We start from the raw sequence: 16,793 nt of genomic DNA, 5'->3' as shown, positions 1-16,793 counted from the left end.
TTTGCAAGGTAAAACAACAACTATGACAAAACTTATAAACGTATTTAGAATTATCGCATTTTTAGAAGGAGTTTCGTATATTTTACTATTAGGGATAGCAACTCCTATAAAGTATTTAAGTGGCGATCCGCAATATGTAAAAATGCTAGGAATGCCTCACGGTATTTTATTTATAGCCTATATTATTGTGGCGTTATTTATAGCTAGAAAATTACAATGGAAAAACTCAACTACTGGTATTGTTTTACTAGCTTCAATAATTCCGTTTGGCACGTTTTACATTGAAAAAAAATATTTAAAAACTACCGTATAAATGTTTGAAAATTTAAGACATTACTTTTACGATTATTTTATTTCATTAGACTTTTCTGAAAGTTCAGCAACATATCTCAATATGATAGTTTTATTGAGCATATTGGTGTTTTTTATATTTCTTTCAGATTTTATAACCCGAAAAATTTTACTTCAGGCATTTAGCAATTTTGCAGGAAAGTCTAAAACCAATTTTGATGATTTATTAATAACTCATAAAGCTCCTAGAAATATAGCACACCTAGTACCACTAGTTATTACTTTAAAGTTATTTCCTATAGTGTTTTATGATTTTCCGAGTTTTGAAGTACCTATAGAAAAACTTATTAAAATTTACGGTGTTGTACTATTTATCTGGATTTTAAGAAGTGTTTTAAAAACGTTTGAATCTTATTTTAAAACCATACCAAGACTAAAGGACAAGCCTATTGATAGCTACATACAAGTAGTAATGCTTTTTGTATGGATTATTGGTGTAGCAGTAAGTTTTGTTGTCATCACCGATATATCTATCATTAAGTTTTTTACAACACTTGGTGCTGCTTCTGCCATACTATTACTTATTTTTAAAGATACGATACTTGGTTTTGTTGCGAGTATTCAAGTGGCTGTGAATGATACCATTCGTATTGGCGATTGGATTACTATGGAAAAATATGGTGCAGATGGTGATGTTATAGAAATAAACCTATCTACAGTTCAGGTTCAGAATTTTGATAAAACCATTACCAACATTCCTACTTATGCTCTTATATCTGATGCATTTAAAAACTGGCGCGGTATGAGTGATTCTGGAGGAAGACGTATAAAACGCGCACTTATCATAAGAGCAACTTCAGTAAAGTATCTTACATCTGATGATATTGAAAAACTGAAAGATATTCAATTGATCACCGATTATGTAAATAAGCGACAAAGTGATATAGAATCGTTTAACAGCTCGCATAACATTGATAAATCTGTATTGATAAATGGTAGAAACCTAACGAATTTAGGTGTTTTCAGAAAATATATACAAGCATATATAGAGAACCATTCTGCAATCAATAAAGATATGACAATTATGACTAGGCAATTAGCGCCATCTCCTGAGGGTATTCCGCTTGAGATTTATGCCTTTAGTAGTGATAAACGATGGGAAAACTATGAGTATATAATCTCTGATATATTTGATCATATGCTTGCTGCTATTCCGTATTTTGATTTAGAAATATTTGAATACGATTTTAAGTTTAAAGCATAAAAAAAAAGCAGTTCAAAATAATGAGCTGCTTTTTTTGTGAGGGATATTTACTGATTAATTTCCTGCTTCATTTTGAGCATCTTCAATCATTTTGTCATTTGGTAAAATAGCTAGGTTTACACGTCTATTTTTAGATCTACCATCAGCTGTAGTGTTATCAGCAATTGGTTTTTCTTCACCAAACCAGTGTGTTGTAAATCTAGAAGCGCTTAATCCTCTTCCTGTAAAATAATTAGTTACAGCATAAGCTCTGTTTTTTGATAACGTCATATTATAAGCATCATCTCCAGTACTATCTGTATGGCCTACAACAAGCACATTAGTATCAGGGTAATCAGCTAATACATTAGATAATTTATCTAAAGTAGCTTGAGATTGCGCGTTGATATTATACTTATTTGTATCAAAGAAAACGCCACTATTCTCATCAAAAGTAACGACAATACCATTGTCTACACGTTCTACTTGAGCTCCTGGTAGTTCATTTTCTATACGTTGTGCTTGTTTATCCATTCTATTACCAATAAGGACTCCAGCTCCACCACCAATAACACCACCAATAGCAGCTCCTAATTCTCCGTTGCCACCTTTGCCAACATTGTTTCCAATGATAGCACCTAGAATGGCTCCACCAGCAGCACCAATTACAGCGCCTTTTTGTTTGTTATTTGCATTTTTTGTTGCTTCACAGCTACTAATACTTATAGTAAGTAACATAGCTAATGTTATTCCTGTTATTTTCTTAATGTAAGTTGTCATTATTCGTTAATTTTAGTAAAGTTCATATAAATTGTAAATGGTTTTCCATCTAAAGAAACCGTTTGTTGCCATTGCATTGTAGTGTCATCAAGGTGTGTTAAGCTAACTCTAAAACCGTTATTAGTTTCAGACTTATGCTTCTCATTTGTTGGCTTTAAAAGAAAATCATATAAGCCAGAATCTTTGTCTATTTTGTCAAATGTAGATACAAAGTGTTTTTCTGTATTGTCACAATCTAACCCTGATAAAGTGTAAATTCCTGTATTATTATTAGGAATAAAACGCCAGGTACTTCCTTTAAAGCAACCTGCAGTGGCATCGTTAAAGAGTGTTACATTGAATTCGCCTGATTGGCTATAAGTAATTGTGTTAAGTGCCCAGTATCCTTTCATGATACGCTTGGACAAATTTGTAGTTTGAGTTTTTGTTGATCCGCATGCAACTAACGCAACGGCAACAATAAACAGCATAAGCTTATTTCTCATAGTTGATAGTTTAATTTTTAATAATAGCCTTATTTGGCTTTATAAGACATTTACTATAATATACGAAATAGCTTACAGCTGTAGATGTTAACGATTGTTAATTCTACAATCTATCTTTAACAAACTCTACTTCTGTTTTACCATGAGCAGCTGGTTTTCCATCATTACCAAGATTTACCATAATAATATTGTCTACAGTAAGAATAGTTTCTCGAGTCATTTTGTTACGCGCTTCACACTTTAATGTTAAAGATGTTTTACCAAATTTTACTACCTCAATACCAAGTTCAATAATATCACCTTGCTTTGCAGAGCTCATAAAATTAATTTCAGAAATATATTTGGTAACAACTTTAGAGTTTTCTAGTTGTATTATGGTATATAATGCTGCCTCTTCATCTATCCAGGCAAGTAATTGTCCTCCAAATAAAGTTTCATTAGGGTTTAAGTCTTCTGGTTTTACCCATTTTCTTGTGTGAAATCTCATATGTTATAATAAAGTTTGTTGTTGATTATCATTAGGAATTTTAAGGTTACATCCTAATGTGCTATTCAATTGTTTTATAAAATAAGCTGATAATAAAGGGGATTCTTTTTCTATGTTTTGATGAATAAAGAAATCTATCTCTTTAATACCTTGCTCTTGCCATGAATTAAGTCTTTTTACCCAATCGTCAAGTCTTGTGTAGTCGCTTTCGTGATTTGCTCCTACATATCTAACAAATGCGGTTGCATTAGTAAGTCGCATGTGCATTAAATCTCGTCTTCCTGCTGTATCAACAATAACGTTGGATATGTTGTTTTTTTCTAATAAATCGTATAACTGATTTGAAACTACATTGTCATTATACCAATTGGTATGCCTAAACTCTATAGCAAGAGGCACTTCTTTTGGCCAGTTTTCAACAAAATGAACAACTCTGTCAAAATCTTTAGGCGCAAAATTGTTATGCATTTGTAAAAATATGGTTCCTAACTTTTCATGTAAATTAGAAGCATTATACAAGTAATTTTCTACAACTGCTTGCACCTCATTTAGTCGTTTCCAGTGACTTATTTCTTGGTTTAACTTTGGGAAAAACTTAAAGTCATTAGGTGTTTTCTCATACCAAGTAGCAAATTGTTCTGCAGGAAAAATTCTGTAGAATGTAGCATTAAGCTCAATGGCATTAAACTGTCTGGAATAATATGCTAACTCATCTTTGGTGCCACGAGGATAAAATCCTTTTAAATCTGCCCTATTCCATTTGGCGCAACCTACATAAATTTCTGGTACGTTGTCATCTTTTACATTATTTAAAACTCTAGCTGTATCAATATGATCTTGAGGCAACGTAAAGTCTATATCTTGTGGGTTGTTTACACTTCCAAATTCCATTGTGTAGCTATTTTTCTCAAAGATAGTTTATAAGTATCATTTTTTATGTAGAAATACATAGTTTGGTTCAATGCTTTAATACATAATTTCTATTTGTTGATAACCATGTTAACATCAAATTTTAAGGCACTCATTATGAGGATACATAATTTTTAAATTTAAAGAAAACTTTTTGACATGAACAGATCTTTAGACCTATTAAAATGTCGACCAGAAATTACTTCTGCTCTTTTTTTTGACTCAATGAGTGACGACGAACGTTTTCAAAATGCGACTTTACGACCAGTAATTAAACTACAAAACGACCTATTTGTTGCGGTGTTTAGAAACTACGTAAATAAGCATAAAAATGTTTTTTATGATTTATCTATTGAAAAACAGATGGATTATATAGACAATGCCATTCATAAGGATATGAAGTTTAGAAATTCATTAAAAGGAATGGTTATTGGTCAATTTACTGTTGAAGAATATGCCTTTTATATCACGAACTCATCAGCACTAAATAAGCGTATGATGAATATTGTAAAAGAGCGCTTGTTTGACAACATACAAGTACTACAAAAACCCGAGGTTTTAAAGGCTATATAATAGACTCGCCGTTTAGGTTTGTAGTAAGCACATCGCTCATATAATCAAAGTATGGACGAATTGCTTTAAAGGCATCATCTACCTCATTTATAAACGTTGATGCAAGTACCTGCTTATCTGTAAATGTTTTTGTAAAGATGTATTGCTTCTTTTTTATTAGATCTATATCTGGGTGATTTTTGTCAAAATTTCTAGGTGCTGTTTTTAGTTCGTCACCTACTAAATCTCCCCAAGTGTTTTTTAAAGTTTTATTGTTTAGAATGGTACGCATTTCTGAAGCATCCATTTCTAATTCTTTTCTAATTCTTAAAAGGTCATCTTTATTAGGTTCCCAAAAACCTGTTGCAATAAATGATTTGTTTTCTGGCGCAATATGTAAATAATAACCACCTCGCAACTCTGGTTTTCGTCTGTGAAACGAACCTCCAAAATGCGTTTTATAAGGCAGTTTGTTTTTAGAAAAACGTACATCTCTGTATATTCTAAACATTTTTAGCTTATCAATATCATCATGAACTTTCATTTTTTCTAGGAGTTCATTATAAAAAACTTTAACGCTTTTCTCTATGGTTTTATATTCTGATTTATGCTCGTTAAACCAATCTCTGTTATTATTTTCTTGTAATGCTTTAAAAAAAGTGAAAGCCTCTTTAGGTATCAATAAACTCATGAATGCTGTTGTTTTTGCGATTTTAAAAATACAAAAAAGTCCCGCGATAAACGGGACTTTTTACTATTGCTTTTTGATTATTATTTTTTTATTAAAATAAAATCTTGTTTGACTAATTTATTAGTACTTGTGTCATAATACTCTATCGTAAAATTACCACGGTCTGTAAAGTAACCAATACCTGAATAATCATTAGTTTTAAAGAAATAATGATTTTCCTTACTAGACTTTATAACATTACCTAATGGTGACATATCTGATTTAGATTTAGTAGACACTAAAAAGCCTTCTGAATTCTTCTTAAAGTTGTAAACCTTGTCATTAAACTCATAGTGTGCTGTTTCAAACTTTGAGTCATAAAATGCATCGCCATCGTTATCAACCTCTAGTGTTTTTGTTACTTTTGAAGGAGCGTCAACCATGGTTTGGTTTACTTTATTTTTATCTTCTTCAGCAAGCTCTACTTGTTGTTCTTCTCTAGTAGTAAGCTTTACTTTTTTCTCGGTTATTTTTTTACCGTCGTTAATTTTTACGGTTTTAATGTTTGTTTCTTCAGAAACATTCTTGGGCTTTTCTTGAGCATGGACTGATACCATGAACATAAAAGCTGTTATATATAATAGGGTTTTCATTGTTGTTGTTTGTTATTAAACAAGTTTTTTAATGGTAATAATAGCTTAAAACTATTCGTCACCATCAAGTTTGTCTTCTACATTTTCTTTAGCTTCTTTTGCTGCATCTTTAACTTCTTCAGATGCGTCTTTTACAGCGTCTTTAGTGTCTTCAGCAGCATCTTCAATTTCATCACCTGCTTCTTCAAATGTATCTTCTACTTTTTCTTTTGTTGTTTTTTCGTCTCTACAGCTTGTAAATACTGTGGTTATTGTAAATAATAATGCGAATGTTAATATAATACGTTTCATAATGTAATTTTTAATGGTTAATATTTAGTAATTGTGGTTTGAGATTTTTAACTTTTTTTCATTAATCCTCTTAATAGAGAGATTACAAAAAGTACTATAAATATGTAAAAACATATTTTTGCTATTCCAGCTGAAGCTCCAGCAATACCGCCAAAACCTAAAAGACCAGCTATTAATGCAATAATGATAAATGTGATTGTCCAACGTAACATAGTTTTAAGTTTTTTAAATAGGTAAAAAGGTTAATGTGATATTATAACCCACTCTAATTATTAGAGGTTTTATGTTTATTCTGAATGTGTGAATTAAATTTCTTGGGTAGATCGTTTTAATGATCCGTTTGTGCTTTTTGTCCAAGCATTCAACATCCAGCTTGCTTTTTCTAATTCTCGAATGTAAGCACCTATAAGATCTATAGTTCCTTCATCTGATATACTATCTGAAACTTCTATAACCTTATTCATTTGTTCTAATATGATTTTGTGGTCATTTAAAGTTTCATTAACCATATCAACATCTGTTTTAAGGTTATCCTTTTCAGTAATTGAAGATGTTTGAAGATAATCACTTAATGTACTCATAGGATGATATCTTAAGGTTAAAATACGTTCTGCAATTTCATCTATTTTAATCTGTGCATCTGTATACAACTCCTCAAATTTAATGTGCAAATCAAAAAAGTTTTTACCTAATACATTCCAGTGATTACTTCGTAACTTTTGGTAATAAATATGGTAATCAGCTAATAGTTTATTTAATTCTACTACAACCGGTAATAATTTCTCATCTTTCATATTCAAATAACTCATAATTAAATTTTTATTGGTTTAACTTATTTACGAGTATAACTTATGGTCTAGATGAGGTTTGTCAAGCGATTTAACAAGCTTTAACGGAATTAAGAGTTGATTAACATAAATTATGTTAAGTGAACAGGCTGATTGTTAAGGCATTTAACAATTAAGGTTGTTTAAAAGTAATACTATTTAGCATCAATCCTGATGCGGGTGCTATATAATCCATAACTTCTTGACTGTCTGTTTTAAGGCTATTTTCAATATAGCTTAATGTGACTTCTCCTCTGCCAAGTTTTATTAATACTCCCATCATTAAGCGTATTTGGTTTCTCATAAATCCTTGACCTTTAACACGTAGTATATAAGACTTTTCAGGAAAAAAATTTGCCTTAAATAGCGTGTTTTCTACAATTTCACAAGTAAGTACTTCTCTTGTATAAATACCGTTATCAGTAGCTCTAAAGCAGTATGGCTTGAAGTTATGTGTGCCTTCAAATAGTTTAGCGCCTTGCGCCATTAAATCTATATTTAACTCATCTAGTATGGTTGTCATAATTGGTGCACAAAATGGATGCTGCTTTTGCGCATGGGTAAACAAATACAAGTATTCTTTTACTTTAGAATGTTGAATAATATTAAAAGAGCTATCAACTTCTCTAATTGATAACGCGCGAATATCTTGAGGTAAATTGTAATTAAATAATTCTAAAAATGCTGTGAAATCATCAATAGGTTCATCAAATAAAAATAGTTCAAAAGCTGCTTCTTGAGCAGAAACCATAGCATCTGTCCTACCAGAGCCTAATGTTTTAAAGCGCCTGCCTTCAAGAATGTAATTTAGAGTTTTATCAAGCATTAAATGAACCGTTTTTAAATTTGGTTGTTTTTGCCAACCATGAAAACGATAGCCTAAATATTGTATGGTTATAACGTAAAAGTATTTTTTAGTATTCAAAAAAAGGGGTGTTTTTTTAAGAGTTGAAAATTAATTTAAAATAATAGATGTGGCAAATTTTTCATAAATTGTATGTAGTTAACTAACAAACATTTTAATTATTATGAAAGAAATCTCAACAAACAAGCCCCCAATGTCTTTTTGGATTATAAGTATTCTAGCCTTTATTTGGAATATTATGGGTGTATTAGCTTACATAGGACAAGCTTATATGACTGAAGCGGATTTAGCTGTTTTGCCTGAAGCAGAACAAGCTTTATACACTAATGTTCCTGCTTGGGCTACAGCAGCATTCGCTATTGCGGTCTTTGCAGGAACTCTAGGTTGCTTATTTTTAATTTTAAGAAAAAAATGGGCTAAAAATCTTTTTTTTCTATCTTTTGTAGGTGTTATTGTTCAAATGGTTTACAATCTTTTTATTAGCAAAGCTATGGAGGTTTATGGTCCTGGTGGCGCTATTATGCCTATTATGATATTGATTATAGCTGTGTTTTTAATTTGGTATACAAATAAGTCTATTTATAAAAATTGGATTTCTTAAGTAGTGTTATTAAAAAATAAAAAGGCATTAGATTTCTAATGCCTTTTTTTTAACTCTTTTACCACATCTGACAAAGAAAAACCTTTTGCTTGTAGCAAAATCAAATAGTGAAATAGCAAGTCTGCGCTTTCGCTTAAAAACAATGCATCATTATTATCTTTTGCTTCAATAACAACTTCTACGGCTTCCTCTCCTACTTTTTGAGCAATTTTATTAATACCTTTTTCAAATAATGAAGCTACATAAGACTCATTAGATTTAAAATTTTCCTTTCGGTCTGTTATAGTTGCTTCTAACTTTGAAATAAAACCAAATGATGATGTGTTTTCTTCATTCCAACAGGTATCACTTCCTGTATGACATGTTGGTCCAGATGGTTTTACTTGAACCAATAAGGTATCATTGTCACAATCTATTTTAATGTTTTCTAATTGTAACACATTACCACTTTCTTCTCCTTTTGTCCATAATCGTTGTTTTGTTCTGCTATAAAATGTTACCAATCCAGTTTTTAGTGTTTTTTTATAGGCTTCATCATTCATGTAGCCTAACATTAATACTGTTTTTGTTTCAACATCTTGTATAATGGCAGGAACAAGTCCGTCTTTATTTTTATCAAAATTAATAGTCATTACAATCTAACTTCTATATTATTGTTTTTTAATTCTTGTTTTAATTCTATAATTGGAATATCTCCAAAATGAAATACACTAGCGGCTAAAGCAGCGTCTGCCTTACCTTTTTTAAACGCATCTACAAAGTGCTGTTTAGAGCCTGCACCACCTGAAGCAATAATAGGAATGCATAATTCTTGTGACAACGCTGAAAGCGCTTCATTGGCAAATCCGTTTTTTGTACCATCATGATCCATTGAGGTAAATAAAATCTCTCCTGCGCCTCGTTGTTCTACTTCTTTTGCCCAAACAAATAAATCGAGATTTGTAGGAATGGTTCCTCCTGCTAAATGCACTTTCCATTTACCATCAATTTGCTTTGCATCAATAGCAACAACCACACATTGGCTACCGAATTTATTTGCCAATTCGTTTATTAACTCTGGACGTTTTATTGCTGAAGAATTTACTGATATTTTATCTGCACCATTTTTAAGCAATATATCAACATCTTCTACTGAAGAAATACCACCACCAACTGTAAATGGAATATTGACTTGTTCTGCTATTTTTAAAACCATATCTCTTGTAGTTTTTCTAGCTTCTTGTGTAGCAGATATATCCAAAAACACCAATTCATCTGCTCCACTGATAGCATATTGTTTTGCAAGAGCAACTGGATCTCCAGCATCGCGTAAATTAACAAAATTTACACCTTTTACTGTACGTCCGTTTTTTATATCTAAACATGGAATAATTCGTTTGGTAAGCATGACTATAGTTGTTTTTCTAAATCTTTTAATTTTATATTTCCCTCGTAAAGCGCTTTACCTATAATAACAGCTTCACAACCTAAATCCTCTAGCTTGTTAATATCGTCAATTGAAGTAACACCTCCAGAGGCGATTAGCTTTATAGACTGTCCATCACTATTAGAACAATTTTTAATAATCTCCTTATACAGTTCAAATGATGGTCCTTCAAGCATACCGTCTTTAGCTATATCAGTACAAATCACGTAGCGTATACCTTTTTTTTGATAATTCTTTACAAATGGTAAAATTTCCAATTGGCTACTTTCTAACCAGCCACTAATAACTATTTTTTTGTCTTTACAGTCAGCTCCTAAAATAATTTTAGAGCCACCGTATTTATCTAGCCAACCTTGAAAAGTTTCAACATCATTTACAGCAATGCTTCCTCCTGTAATTTGTCTTGCACCAGAGTTAAAAGCTATATGTAAATCTTCATTAGACTTTAAGCCTCCTCCAAAATCAATTTTTAAACTAGTTTTAGACGCTATTTGCTCTAACACTCTATAATTTACTATATGCTTTGCTTTTGCTCCGTCTAAATCTACCAAATGCAAATATTCAATGCCAGCGCCTTCAAACTGTTTGGCAACTTCTACAGGGTTTTCATTATATATTTTTTTTGTGTTGTAATCACCTTTTGTTAAGCGCACACATTTTCCATCTATAATATCTATTGCGGGTATAATTCTCATAATTACAAGTCTAAAAAGTTTTTTAATATTTTTTCTCCTGCCACACTACTCTTCTCTGGATGAAATTGTACTCCATAAAAATTATCTTTTTGTAATGCAGAGGCATAGTTCAGACCATAATTGGTACTTGCAATTTCATATTTACATTGCTCCACATAGTAACTGTGCACTAAATACATATATTCTTGTTTTTTTAAGTTTGAGAACAATTTTGATTTTAAATCAAACACGGTATTCCAACCCATTTGAGGAACTTTAAGTTGATTTGAAAACTTTTTTACAGAAACATCAAAAATCTCTAAACCTTTAGTGTTGCCTTCTTCTGTTTCGTTGCACATAAGTTGCATCCCTAAACAAATACCTAATACAGGTTGTTTTAATTTGGGAATAATTAAATCAAGTTGAGCTTCTTTTAATTTTTTCATAGCACTGCTAGCTTCTCCAACGCCTGGAAAAACAACCTTATCTGCTTGCTGTATAGTTTCAGAATCTTTTGATAACACAGCATCTACACCAATACGCTTGAAAGCAAACTGAACACTCTTTATGTTTCCTGCGCCATAATCTATTATTACTACTTTCATAAAAATTGTTTTTAAAGTATTCCTTTTGTTGATGGTAAAACCATTTTCTCAACATCGCGTTTTATAGCCATTTTAATTGCTTTTGCAAAAGCCTTGAATATCGCTTCAATTTTGTGGTGCTCGTTGGTTCCTTCTGCTTTTATGTTTAAATTACATTTGGCGCCATCAGTAAATGATTTAAAAAAGTGATAGAACATTTCTGTAGGCATCTTCCCTATCATTTCACGCTTAAAATCAGCTTCCCAAACAAGCCAGTTTCTTCCCCCAAAATCAATAGCTGCTTGAGCATAACAATCGTCCATAGGTAAGCAAAACCCGTAGCGTTCTATACCTAATTTATTTGCTAATGCCTTATTAAAAACCTCGCCTAAAGCTATGGCTGTATCTTCTATGGTGTGGTGTTCATCAACTTCTAAATCGCCTTTTACATGAATATCTAAATCAAGTTGACCATGACGCGCAATTTGGTCTAGCATATGGTCAAAAAACGCGATACCTGTCTTTATTTTGCTTTTCCCAGTACCATCTAGATTAAGAGCAATTTTTATTTGAGTTTCATTAGTGTTTCTTTCTATGCTCGCGGTTCTATCTTCGGCTTTTAAGAATGTGTATATTTTTTCCCAATCGTTAGTTTCTAACGCAATGAAACTATTTAAATCGTTTTGATTTACAGTAACTTCATCCGTTCCTAAAAACGTATTGTCATTTATGTAAATACCTTTTGCTCCTAAATTTTTCGCTAATTCTACATCAGTTAAGCGATCGCCTATAACAAAAGAGTTTTCTAAATCGTAATCTTTAGAGAAATATTTGGTCAGCAAACCTGTATTTGGCTTTCTTGTTGGTGCATTGTCTTTAGCAAACGTTTTGTCAATAAACTGCTCATCAAACGTTATGCCTTCGCTTTTAAATGTTTCAATGATAAAATTATGAACAGGCCAAAAAGTTTCTTCAGGAAAAGCAGCAGTTCCTAAACCATCTTGGTTTGTAATCATGACGATTTCATAATCTAATTCTTTGGCGATTTTGCTTAAAAACTGAAACACTTTAGGGTAAAAAATAAGTTTGCTAAATGCATCTATTTGCTCATCAGCAGGTTCTTTTATAAGTGTGCCATCGCGATCTATAAATAATACTTTTTTGCTCATGCTATGGATTTTAGTGCTTGTATAAGTTTATTGTTTTCTTCTTTTGTGCCGACTGTAATTCGTAAGCAGTTTTCACATCCTAACTGATTCGTTCTGTTACGAACAACAATTCCCTTTTTAATTAACTGATTATAACGTTCTGTTGCATTATCTACCTTGATTAAGATGAAATTAGCATCAGATGGATAGATTTTATCAATAAAACTAATCGGTTTTAATGCTTCTATTATACGTTTTCTTGATTCTAATAACGACTGAATTTGTTCTTTAACTTCGTTTAAATTATTGAGTTGTTTTAAAGCACGCTCTTGTGTTAGTTCATTAACGTTATATGGTGGCTTAATTTTATTTAAAACTGAAATAATCTCTACTGAAGCATAGCAAACACCAAGTCTAATTCCAGCTAAACCGTAAGCTTTTGATAGTGTTTGTGTTACTATTAAATTTGGAAATTCATTTATTCTATTCAACCAACTTTCATTTTTAGAAAAATCAATATACGCTTCATCAATCACAACAATACCTTTGAAATTACTTATTAGTTTTTCAATTTTAGAAGCGTCAAAACTATTAGCAGTCGGATTGTTAGGAGAACATAAAAACAATAGTTTGGTTTGCTCATTTGACGCTCGTAAAACGTCATCAACTTTTGGTTGAAAATCAAGTGAGTTTAGCGGCACTTCTATATTTTCAACAGCATTAATATCTGCTAAAACACTATACATTCCGTACGTTGGTGGCAATGTGATAATGTTATCACAATTGGGTTCACAAAATGCTCTAAAAATTAGATCTAATACTTCATCGCTTCCATTTCCTAACAGAATTTGCGACTGTGGTATTTTCTTTATGTCTGCCAAACGCTGTTTTAAAGCCGTTTGTTGCGGATCTGGGTATCTATTTACACCATTTTCAAATGGGTTTTCATTGGCATCTAGAAACATCATATCAGAACGTAAATCTTTGTATTCATCTCTAGCTGAAGCATATGGCTTAATGGTTTTAATATTAGATCTTACCAGCGTGTCTATATCAAAAAGTGCATTCATATTATTTCAAGTCTTTTAATCTAATTGATACGGCGTTTTTGTGCGCTTGAAGTCCTTCGGCTTCAGCCATAAGTTCAATAGTATTTCCTATGTTTTTTAAGCCTTCAGAGGTTATTTTTTGAAAAGTTATACTCTTTGTAAAACTATCCAAATTGACACCTGAATAAACCTTACTAAAGCCGTTTGTAGGCAATGTATGATTGGTTCCTGAAGCATAATCGCCCGCGCTTTCTGGTGTGTAATTCCCAATAAAAACAGAGCCTGCATTTTGAATTCCATCAATAAAATATGTTTCGTTTTCAGAACAAATTATAAAGTGTTCAGGCGCATAATCATTAATTAAATCAAGCGCAACAGCATTTGATTCAACGTAAATTAATTTAGAGTTAGCAATGGCTTGCTTGGCTATGTCTAGTCTTTGTAATTCACATATTTGCTTTTCTATTTCGGTTTCAACGTTTGTAATAAGCGTTTTTGACGTAGAAACTAAAACAACTTGGCTATCTGTACCATGCTCTGCCTGGCTTAATAAATCAGAAGCTACATAACTTGCTTTAGCAGAATCATCTGCAAAAACTAAAAGTTCACTTGGTCCAGCAGGCATGTCAATAGCGACATTAAATTTGGTCGCAAGCTGTTTTGCAACGGTTACAAACTGATTTCCAGGACCGAAAATTTTATATACTTTAGGAATGGTTTCTGTTCCAAAGGTTAAACCTGCTATGGCTTGAATACCACCAACCTTTATAATTTTTGTGACGCCACAAAGTTGTGCTGCATATAATATTTCGTTAGCAATCTGACCTTCTTTATTTGGAGGCGAACATAAAACAATGTCTTTACAACCTGCAATTTGAGCAGGAATAGCAAGCATTAACACGGTTGAAAACAAAGGTGCTGTTCCACCTGGAATGTACAAACCAACTTTTTGAATGGGGCGTTTTTCTTGCCAACAATTTACACCTGGTGTTGTTTCTATTTGAATTTTTCTTGTTTTTTGAGCCACGTGAAAGCTTTCAATATTCTGTTTTGCTATTGAAATGGCTAACTTTAGTTCGTTTGAAATTTGGCTACCAGCTGCATTAATTTCCTCGGTAGTAACCACACTATTAGTTAGTTTAACACCATCAAATAGTGCGGTGTATTTTGATATAGCTTTGTCACCATTTCGCTTAACATCAATAAAAATTTGGTTTACAGTATCTTCAATGTTTTCAACTGTTTGAGTTGGCCTTTGTAAAATGGCTGGCCAATTTTCTCTTTTAGGGTTTATAAGTGTTTTCATATTAGATTACCATATTATCAATTGGACAAACAAGAATTCCTTGGGCACCATTGGCTTTAAGCTCATCTATAATTTCCCAAAATTCATTTTTATTAATTACCGAGTGTATCGAGCTCCAACCCTTTTCTGCTAAAGGTAAAACCGTTGGGCTTTTCATACCTGGTAATATTTTTATTATATCATTAAGTTTTTCATCAGGAGCATTTAGTAACACATACTTTGATTGTCTCCCTTTTAAAACCGATTGAAATCGAAATTGTAATCTATCTAGAATAGCTTGATTTTCTTCAGAAATTAATGGTGAAGCAGCTAAAACGGCTTCAGATTTTAAAATGACTTCAACTTCTTTTAAGTTATTCTTAAAAAGCGTACTACCACTAGAAACAATATCTACAATAGCATCGGCAAGTCCGATATTAGGAGCAATTTCAACAGAGCCGTTTATGATATGAAGATTGGCTTCTACCTCATTTGACTTTAAAAATTGATTAACTGTATTAGGATAAGATGTAGCAATGCGTTTTCCTTGTAAGTCGCTAATGCATTTGTATTTAAAAGATTTAGGAACAGCAACTGATACTTTACAAGTTGAGAAACCTAGCTTTTCAATAATAGCTATATCTTGTCCTTTTTCAATAAGCACATTTTCACCAATTATTGCTGCATCTACAACACCATCACGCAAGTATTGCGGAATATCGCCATTACGTAAATAAAAAACTTCTAAAGGAAAATTCCTAGCTGAAGCTTTTAGTTGATCTTTACCATTATCTATTGAAATACCTACATCTTTTAGGATTTTCATTGAATCCTCGTGAAGTCTCCCTGATTTTTGAACCGCTATTTTTAATTTACTCATACTGTATCCCGAGAAAGCGGGAAGCTTTTGTTTGTGCTTGAGTAAACCTTTGGAGTGTTTTTATTTAAAAAAAAAAGAAACCCGCTTGATTTACTCAAACGGGTTTAAAATATATTTAGATTTATTCAATACATTTTCAGCTCGCTTGAGTGCAAGTATGAAAATGATGATGATGTAATTGAATAAAAGTCATGTCTTTGTTTTGTGAGTACAAAGATTTTAAAATTATTTTTTAAAATCCAAATATTGCTTTGTTAATTTTTATTTAATCATTATTGATTGCCCAAAATAATTGGCATTCCGCTGTCTCCAGAACCAATTACAATTACCTTGCTATTACTTGATTCTGAAAGCTTTACAGTAGCTTCAATTCCTTTGTCTTGAAGTATTTTATCAGTAAGTGATGCACTTAAAATCTTGTTTGCATCAGCTTTACCTTGAGCTTCTATTCGTTGGCGTTCAGCTTCTTTTTGAGCTGTTACTAATCTAAACTCATATTCTAAAGACTCTTGTTCTTGTTTTAATTTACGCTCAATAGCTTGCTTAATAGTTGGAGGCAATGTTACATCACGCACTAAAATTTCATCTAAAACAATATATTGATCATCAACGATTTTTTTAGTTTCTTCAAAAATTTCTTTCTGTATCGCATCTCTTTTAGAAGAATATAATTGCTCTGGTGTATAACGTCCTACAACACTTCTTGCTGCAGAACGAATAGTTGGTAAAATAATACGTTGTAAATAATCATCACCAATTTCTTGGTGTAATTTACCTAAATCCTTTACATCTGGTTTATACCAAGCTGAAGCATCTAATTGAATATCTAATCCGTTTGAAGATAAAACCTTCATTTTTTCAAAAATCTCTTGACGTCTTACTTCATATACATGCACCTTATTCCAAGGAGCAACAATATGAAAACCTTCCCCTAATGGTGGTTCATCAGTAACAACACCACCTCCAAATGTTTTATAAAGCACACCTGCTTCACCAGAACCAATGGTTACTGCTGATTTTGAAATTGCTATTACTAGTATAACTAAACCTATAATTATAGGCAATCCTATTTTTGGTAATCTTTCCATAGTTT

General features: G+C 31.9%; 23 protein-coding genes. 4 read left to right on the top strand and 19 right to left on the bottom strand.

Annotation, left to right across the window (positions count from 1 at the left end; genetic code table 11):
- The first annotated feature begins 22 nt into the window (after nucleotides 1-22).
- Together ABD690_RS10900 and ABD690_RS10895 are read left to right on the top strand one after the other, a co-directional pair.
- Nucleotides 23-313: a DUF3817 domain-containing protein gene (locus tag ABD690_RS10900; RefSeq protein ID WP_344730476.1), complete on the top strand. Its 291-nt coding sequence runs from the start codon at nucleotides 23-25 to the stop codon at nucleotides 311-313.
- The gene (locus ABD690_RS10895; protein WP_344730474.1) at nucleotides 314-1,555 is read left to right on the top strand and encodes a mechanosensitive ion channel family protein; all 1,242 of its coding nucleotides are present in this window, start codon (nucleotides 314-316) and stop codon (nucleotides 1,553-1,555) included. It begins immediately after the preceding gene.
- Between the two features lie 54 nt (nucleotides 1,556-1,609).
- Here ABD690_RS10895 and ABD690_RS10890 read toward each other — a convergent pair whose 3' ends face one another.
- The 4 genes from ABD690_RS10890 to ABD690_RS10875 all read right to left on the bottom strand — a co-directional run bounded on the left by ABD690_RS10890 (nucleotide 1,610) and on the right by ABD690_RS10875 (nucleotide 4,177).
- Nucleotides 1,610-2,314 (bottom strand): YiaD family glycine zipper/OmpA-like lipoprotein, encoded by a 705-nt coding sequence (locus ABD690_RS10890; protein ID WP_344730469.1) that lies wholly within the window; start codon nucleotides 2,312-2,314, stop codon nucleotides 1,610-1,612.
- Nucleotides 2,314-2,799: a lipocalin gene (locus tag ABD690_RS10885; protein WP_344730467.1), complete on the bottom strand. Its 486-nt coding sequence runs from the start codon at nucleotides 2,797-2,799 to the stop codon at nucleotides 2,314-2,316. Before ABD690_RS10885 ends, ABD690_RS10890 begins: the two co-directional genes overlap by 1 nt.
- 103 nt (nucleotides 2,800-2,902) lie before the next feature.
- Nucleotides 2,903-3,286, bottom strand: a complete 384-nt coding sequence (locus ABD690_RS10880) for an acyl-CoA thioesterase (RefSeq protein WP_344730465.1) — start codon at nucleotides 3,284-3,286, stop codon at nucleotides 2,903-2,905.
- 3 nt (nucleotides 3,287-3,289) lie between these two features.
- Nucleotides 3,290-4,177 (bottom strand): DUF72 domain-containing protein, encoded by an 888-nt coding sequence (locus tag ABD690_RS10875; RefSeq protein ID WP_344730463.1) that lies wholly within the window; start codon nucleotides 4,175-4,177, stop codon nucleotides 3,290-3,292.
- A 177-nt stretch (nucleotides 4,178-4,354) separates the two neighbouring features.
- Between ABD690_RS10875 and ABD690_RS10870 the strand changes: the two genes are divergently transcribed.
- A complete protein-coding gene (locus ABD690_RS10870) occupies nucleotides 4,355-4,768 on the top strand; it encodes a glyoxalase (RefSeq protein ID WP_344730461.1) in 414 nt (137 codons plus the stop codon).
- Here the strand turns inward: ABD690_RS10870 and ABD690_RS10865 are convergent.
- The 6 genes from ABD690_RS10865 to ABD690_RS10840 all read right to left on the bottom strand — a co-directional run bounded on the left by ABD690_RS10865 (nucleotide 4,761) and on the right by ABD690_RS10840 (nucleotide 8,113).
- Entirely contained in the window at nucleotides 4,761-5,438 is a 678-nt protein-coding gene (locus ABD690_RS10865; RefSeq protein WP_344730459.1) for a DUF2461 domain-containing protein, read from the bottom strand. The genes ABD690_RS10870 and ABD690_RS10865 overlap by 8 nt on opposite strands.
- 80 nt (nucleotides 5,439-5,518) lie before the next feature.
- Nucleotides 5,519-6,070 (bottom strand): hypothetical protein, encoded by a 552-nt coding sequence (locus ABD690_RS10860; RefSeq protein ID WP_344730457.1) that lies wholly within the window; start codon nucleotides 6,068-6,070, stop codon nucleotides 5,519-5,521.
- Nucleotides 6,071-6,121: 51 nt separating this feature from the next.
- Nucleotides 6,122-6,361, bottom strand: a complete 240-nt coding sequence (locus ABD690_RS10855) for a hypothetical protein (protein WP_344730455.1) — start codon at nucleotides 6,359-6,361, stop codon at nucleotides 6,122-6,124.
- A 47-nt stretch (nucleotides 6,362-6,408) separates the two neighbouring features.
- Nucleotides 6,409-6,573 carry a DUF1328 domain-containing protein gene (locus tag ABD690_RS10850; protein ID WP_344730453.1) on the bottom strand — a complete coding sequence of 55 codons (165 nt, stop codon included), beginning with the start codon at nucleotides 6,571-6,573 and terminating at the stop codon, nucleotides 6,409-6,411.
- A 93-nt stretch (nucleotides 6,574-6,666) separates the two neighbouring features.
- Entirely contained in the window at nucleotides 6,667-7,170 is a 504-nt protein-coding gene (locus ABD690_RS10845; RefSeq protein WP_344730451.1) for a Dps family protein, read from the bottom strand.
- A gap of 151 nt (nucleotides 7,171-7,321) precedes the next feature.
- Nucleotides 7,322-8,113, bottom strand: coding sequence for a tRNA pseudouridine synthase A (locus ABD690_RS10840; RefSeq protein WP_344730449.1), 792 nt, complete (start codon nucleotides 8,111-8,113; stop codon nucleotides 7,322-7,324).
- A gap of 103 nt (nucleotides 8,114-8,216) precedes the next feature.
- Between ABD690_RS10840 and ABD690_RS10835 the strand changes: the two genes are divergently transcribed.
- Nucleotides 8,217-8,654 carry a hypothetical protein gene (locus tag ABD690_RS10835; RefSeq protein WP_344730447.1) on the top strand — a complete coding sequence of 146 codons (438 nt, stop codon included), beginning with the start codon at nucleotides 8,217-8,219 and terminating at the stop codon, nucleotides 8,652-8,654.
- 35 nt (nucleotides 8,655-8,689) lie between these two features.
- Here ABD690_RS10835 and hisIE read toward each other — a convergent pair whose 3' ends face one another.
- The 9 genes from hisIE to ABD690_RS10790 all read right to left on the bottom strand — a co-directional run bounded on the left by hisIE (nucleotide 8,690) and on the right by ABD690_RS10790 (nucleotide 16,788).
- The gene (gene hisIE, locus ABD690_RS10830) at nucleotides 8,690-9,286 is read right to left on the bottom strand and encodes a bifunctional phosphoribosyl-AMP cyclohydrolase/phosphoribosyl-ATP diphosphatase HisIE (protein ID WP_344730445.1); all 597 of its coding nucleotides are present in this window, start codon (nucleotides 9,284-9,286) and stop codon (nucleotides 8,690-8,692) included.
- Nucleotides 9,286-10,041, bottom strand: a complete 756-nt coding sequence (hisF, locus tag ABD690_RS10825; protein ID WP_344730443.1) for an imidazole glycerol phosphate synthase subunit HisF — start codon at nucleotides 10,039-10,041, stop codon at nucleotides 9,286-9,288. Before hisF ends, hisIE begins: the two co-directional genes overlap by 1 nt.
- A 2-nt stretch (nucleotides 10,042-10,043) precedes the next feature.
- Nucleotides 10,044-10,775 (bottom strand): 1-(5-phosphoribosyl)-5-[(5-phosphoribosylamino)methylideneamino]imidazole-4-carboxamide isomerase, encoded by a 732-nt coding sequence (gene hisA / locus ABD690_RS10820; RefSeq protein ID WP_344730441.1) that lies wholly within the window; start codon nucleotides 10,773-10,775, stop codon nucleotides 10,044-10,046.
- A gap of 2 nt (nucleotides 10,776-10,777) precedes the next feature.
- Nucleotides 10,778-11,359 (bottom strand): imidazole glycerol phosphate synthase subunit HisH, encoded by a 582-nt coding sequence (hisH, locus tag ABD690_RS10815; RefSeq protein WP_344730439.1) that lies wholly within the window; start codon nucleotides 11,357-11,359, stop codon nucleotides 10,778-10,780.
- 11 nt (nucleotides 11,360-11,370) lie between these two features.
- Nucleotides 11,371-12,507, bottom strand: a complete 1,137-nt coding sequence (hisB, locus tag ABD690_RS10810) for a bifunctional histidinol-phosphatase/imidazoleglycerol-phosphate dehydratase HisB (RefSeq protein WP_344730437.1) — start codon at nucleotides 12,505-12,507, stop codon at nucleotides 11,371-11,373.
- A complete protein-coding gene (gene hisC / locus ABD690_RS10805) occupies nucleotides 12,504-13,556 on the bottom strand; it encodes a histidinol-phosphate transaminase (protein ID WP_344730435.1) in 1,053 nt (350 codons plus the stop codon). The genes hisB and hisC overlap by 4 nt, the downstream gene beginning before the upstream one ends.
- 1 nt (nucleotide 13,557) lies before the next feature.
- The gene (gene hisD / locus ABD690_RS10800) at nucleotides 13,558-14,841 is read right to left on the bottom strand and encodes a histidinol dehydrogenase (protein ID WP_344730433.1); all 1,284 of its coding nucleotides are present in this window, start codon (nucleotides 14,839-14,841) and stop codon (nucleotides 13,558-13,560) included.
- A gap of 1 nt (nucleotide 14,842) precedes the next feature.
- Entirely contained in the window at nucleotides 14,843-15,700 is an 858-nt protein-coding gene (gene hisG / locus ABD690_RS10795; protein WP_344730431.1) for an ATP phosphoribosyltransferase, read from the bottom strand.
- A 272-nt stretch (nucleotides 15,701-15,972) separates the two neighbouring features.
- Nucleotides 15,973-16,788, bottom strand: a complete 816-nt coding sequence (locus ABD690_RS10790; protein ID WP_344730429.1) for a prohibitin family protein — start codon at nucleotides 16,786-16,788, stop codon at nucleotides 15,973-15,975.
- Nucleotides 16,789-16,793: the final 5 nt, after the last annotated feature.

The organism is Corallibacter vietnamensis, from assembly GCF_039537875.1.
In the GTDB taxonomy this organism is placed as follows: Bacteria; Bacteroidota; Bacteroidia; order Flavobacteriales; family Flavobacteriaceae; genus Corallibacter; species Corallibacter vietnamensis.
Note: the sequence above shows the minus strand (reverse complement) of the source record. Positions and strands in the feature narration are given on the sequence as shown.

What these genes read in the sequence shown, in the direction of transcription:
- ABD690_RS10900 (WP_344730476.1), top strand. Translation starts at nt 23, where the DNA reads ATGACAAAACTTATAAACGTATTTAGAATTATCGCATTTTTAGAAGGA.
- ABD690_RS10895 (WP_344730474.1), top strand. Translation starts at nt 314, where the DNA reads ATGTTTGAAAATTTAAGACATTACTTTTACGATTATTTTATTTCATTA.
- ABD690_RS10890 (WP_344730469.1), bottom strand. Translation starts at nt 2,314, where the DNA reads ATGACAACTTACATTAAGAAAATAACAGGAATAACATTAGCTATGTTA.
- ABD690_RS10885 (WP_344730467.1), bottom strand. Translation starts at nt 2,799, where the DNA reads ATGAGAAATAAGCTTATGCTGTTTATTGTTGCCGTTGCGTTAGTTGCA.
- ABD690_RS10880 (WP_344730465.1), bottom strand. Translation starts at nt 3,286, where the DNA reads ATGAGATTTCACACAAGAAAATGGGTAAAACCAGAAGACTTAAACCCT.
- ABD690_RS10875 (WP_344730463.1), bottom strand. Translation starts at nt 4,177, where the DNA reads ATGGAATTTGGAAGTGTAAACAACCCACAAGATATAGACTTTACGTTG.
- ABD690_RS10870 (WP_344730461.1), top strand. Translation starts at nt 4,355, where the DNA reads ATGAACAGATCTTTAGACCTATTAAAATGTCGACCAGAAATTACTTCT.
- ABD690_RS10865 (WP_344730459.1), bottom strand. Translation starts at nt 5,438, where the DNA reads ATGAGTTTATTGATACCTAAAGAGGCTTTCACTTTTTTTAAAGCATTA.
- ABD690_RS10860 (WP_344730457.1), bottom strand. Translation starts at nt 6,070, where the DNA reads ATGAAAACCCTATTATATATAACAGCTTTTATGTTCATGGTATCAGTC.
- ABD690_RS10855 (WP_344730455.1), bottom strand. Translation starts at nt 6,361, where the DNA reads ATGAAACGTATTATATTAACATTCGCATTATTATTTACAATAACCACA.
- ABD690_RS10850 (WP_344730453.1), bottom strand. Translation starts at nt 6,573, where the DNA reads ATGTTACGTTGGACAATCACATTTATCATTATTGCATTAATAGCTGGT.
- ABD690_RS10845 (WP_344730451.1), bottom strand. Translation starts at nt 7,170, where the DNA reads ATGAGTTATTTGAATATGAAAGATGAGAAATTATTACCGGTTGTAGTA.
- ABD690_RS10835 (WP_344730447.1), top strand. Translation starts at nt 8,217, where the DNA reads ATGAAAGAAATCTCAACAAACAAGCCCCCAATGTCTTTTTGGATTATA.
- hisIE (WP_344730445.1), bottom strand. Translation starts at nt 9,286, where the DNA reads ATGACTATTAATTTTGATAAAAATAAAGACGGACTTGTTCCTGCCATT.
- hisF (WP_344730443.1), bottom strand. Translation starts at nt 10,041, where the DNA reads ATGCTTACCAAACGAATTATTCCATGTTTAGATATAAAAAACGGACGT.
- hisA (WP_344730441.1), bottom strand. Translation starts at nt 10,775, where the DNA reads ATGAGAATTATACCCGCAATAGATATTATAGATGGAAAATGTGTGCGC.
- hisH (WP_344730439.1), bottom strand. Translation starts at nt 11,359, where the DNA reads ATGAAAGTAGTAATAATAGATTATGGCGCAGGAAACATAAAGAGTGTT.
- hisB (WP_344730437.1), bottom strand. Translation starts at nt 12,507, where the DNA reads ATGAGCAAAAAAGTATTATTTATAGATCGCGATGGCACACTTATAAAA.
- hisC (WP_344730435.1), bottom strand. Translation starts at nt 13,556, where the DNA reads ATGAATGCACTTTTTGATATAGACACGCTGGTAAGATCTAATATTAAA.
- hisD (WP_344730433.1), bottom strand. Translation starts at nt 14,841, where the DNA reads ATGAAAACACTTATAAACCCTAAAAGAGAAAATTGGCCAGCCATTTTA.
- hisG (WP_344730431.1), bottom strand. Translation starts at nt 15,700, where the DNA reads ATGAGTAAATTAAAAATAGCGGTTCAAAAATCAGGGAGACTTCACGAG.
- ABD690_RS10790 (WP_344730429.1), bottom strand. Translation starts at nt 16,788, where the DNA reads ATGGAAAGATTACCAAAAATAGGATTGCCTATAATTATAGGTTTAGTT.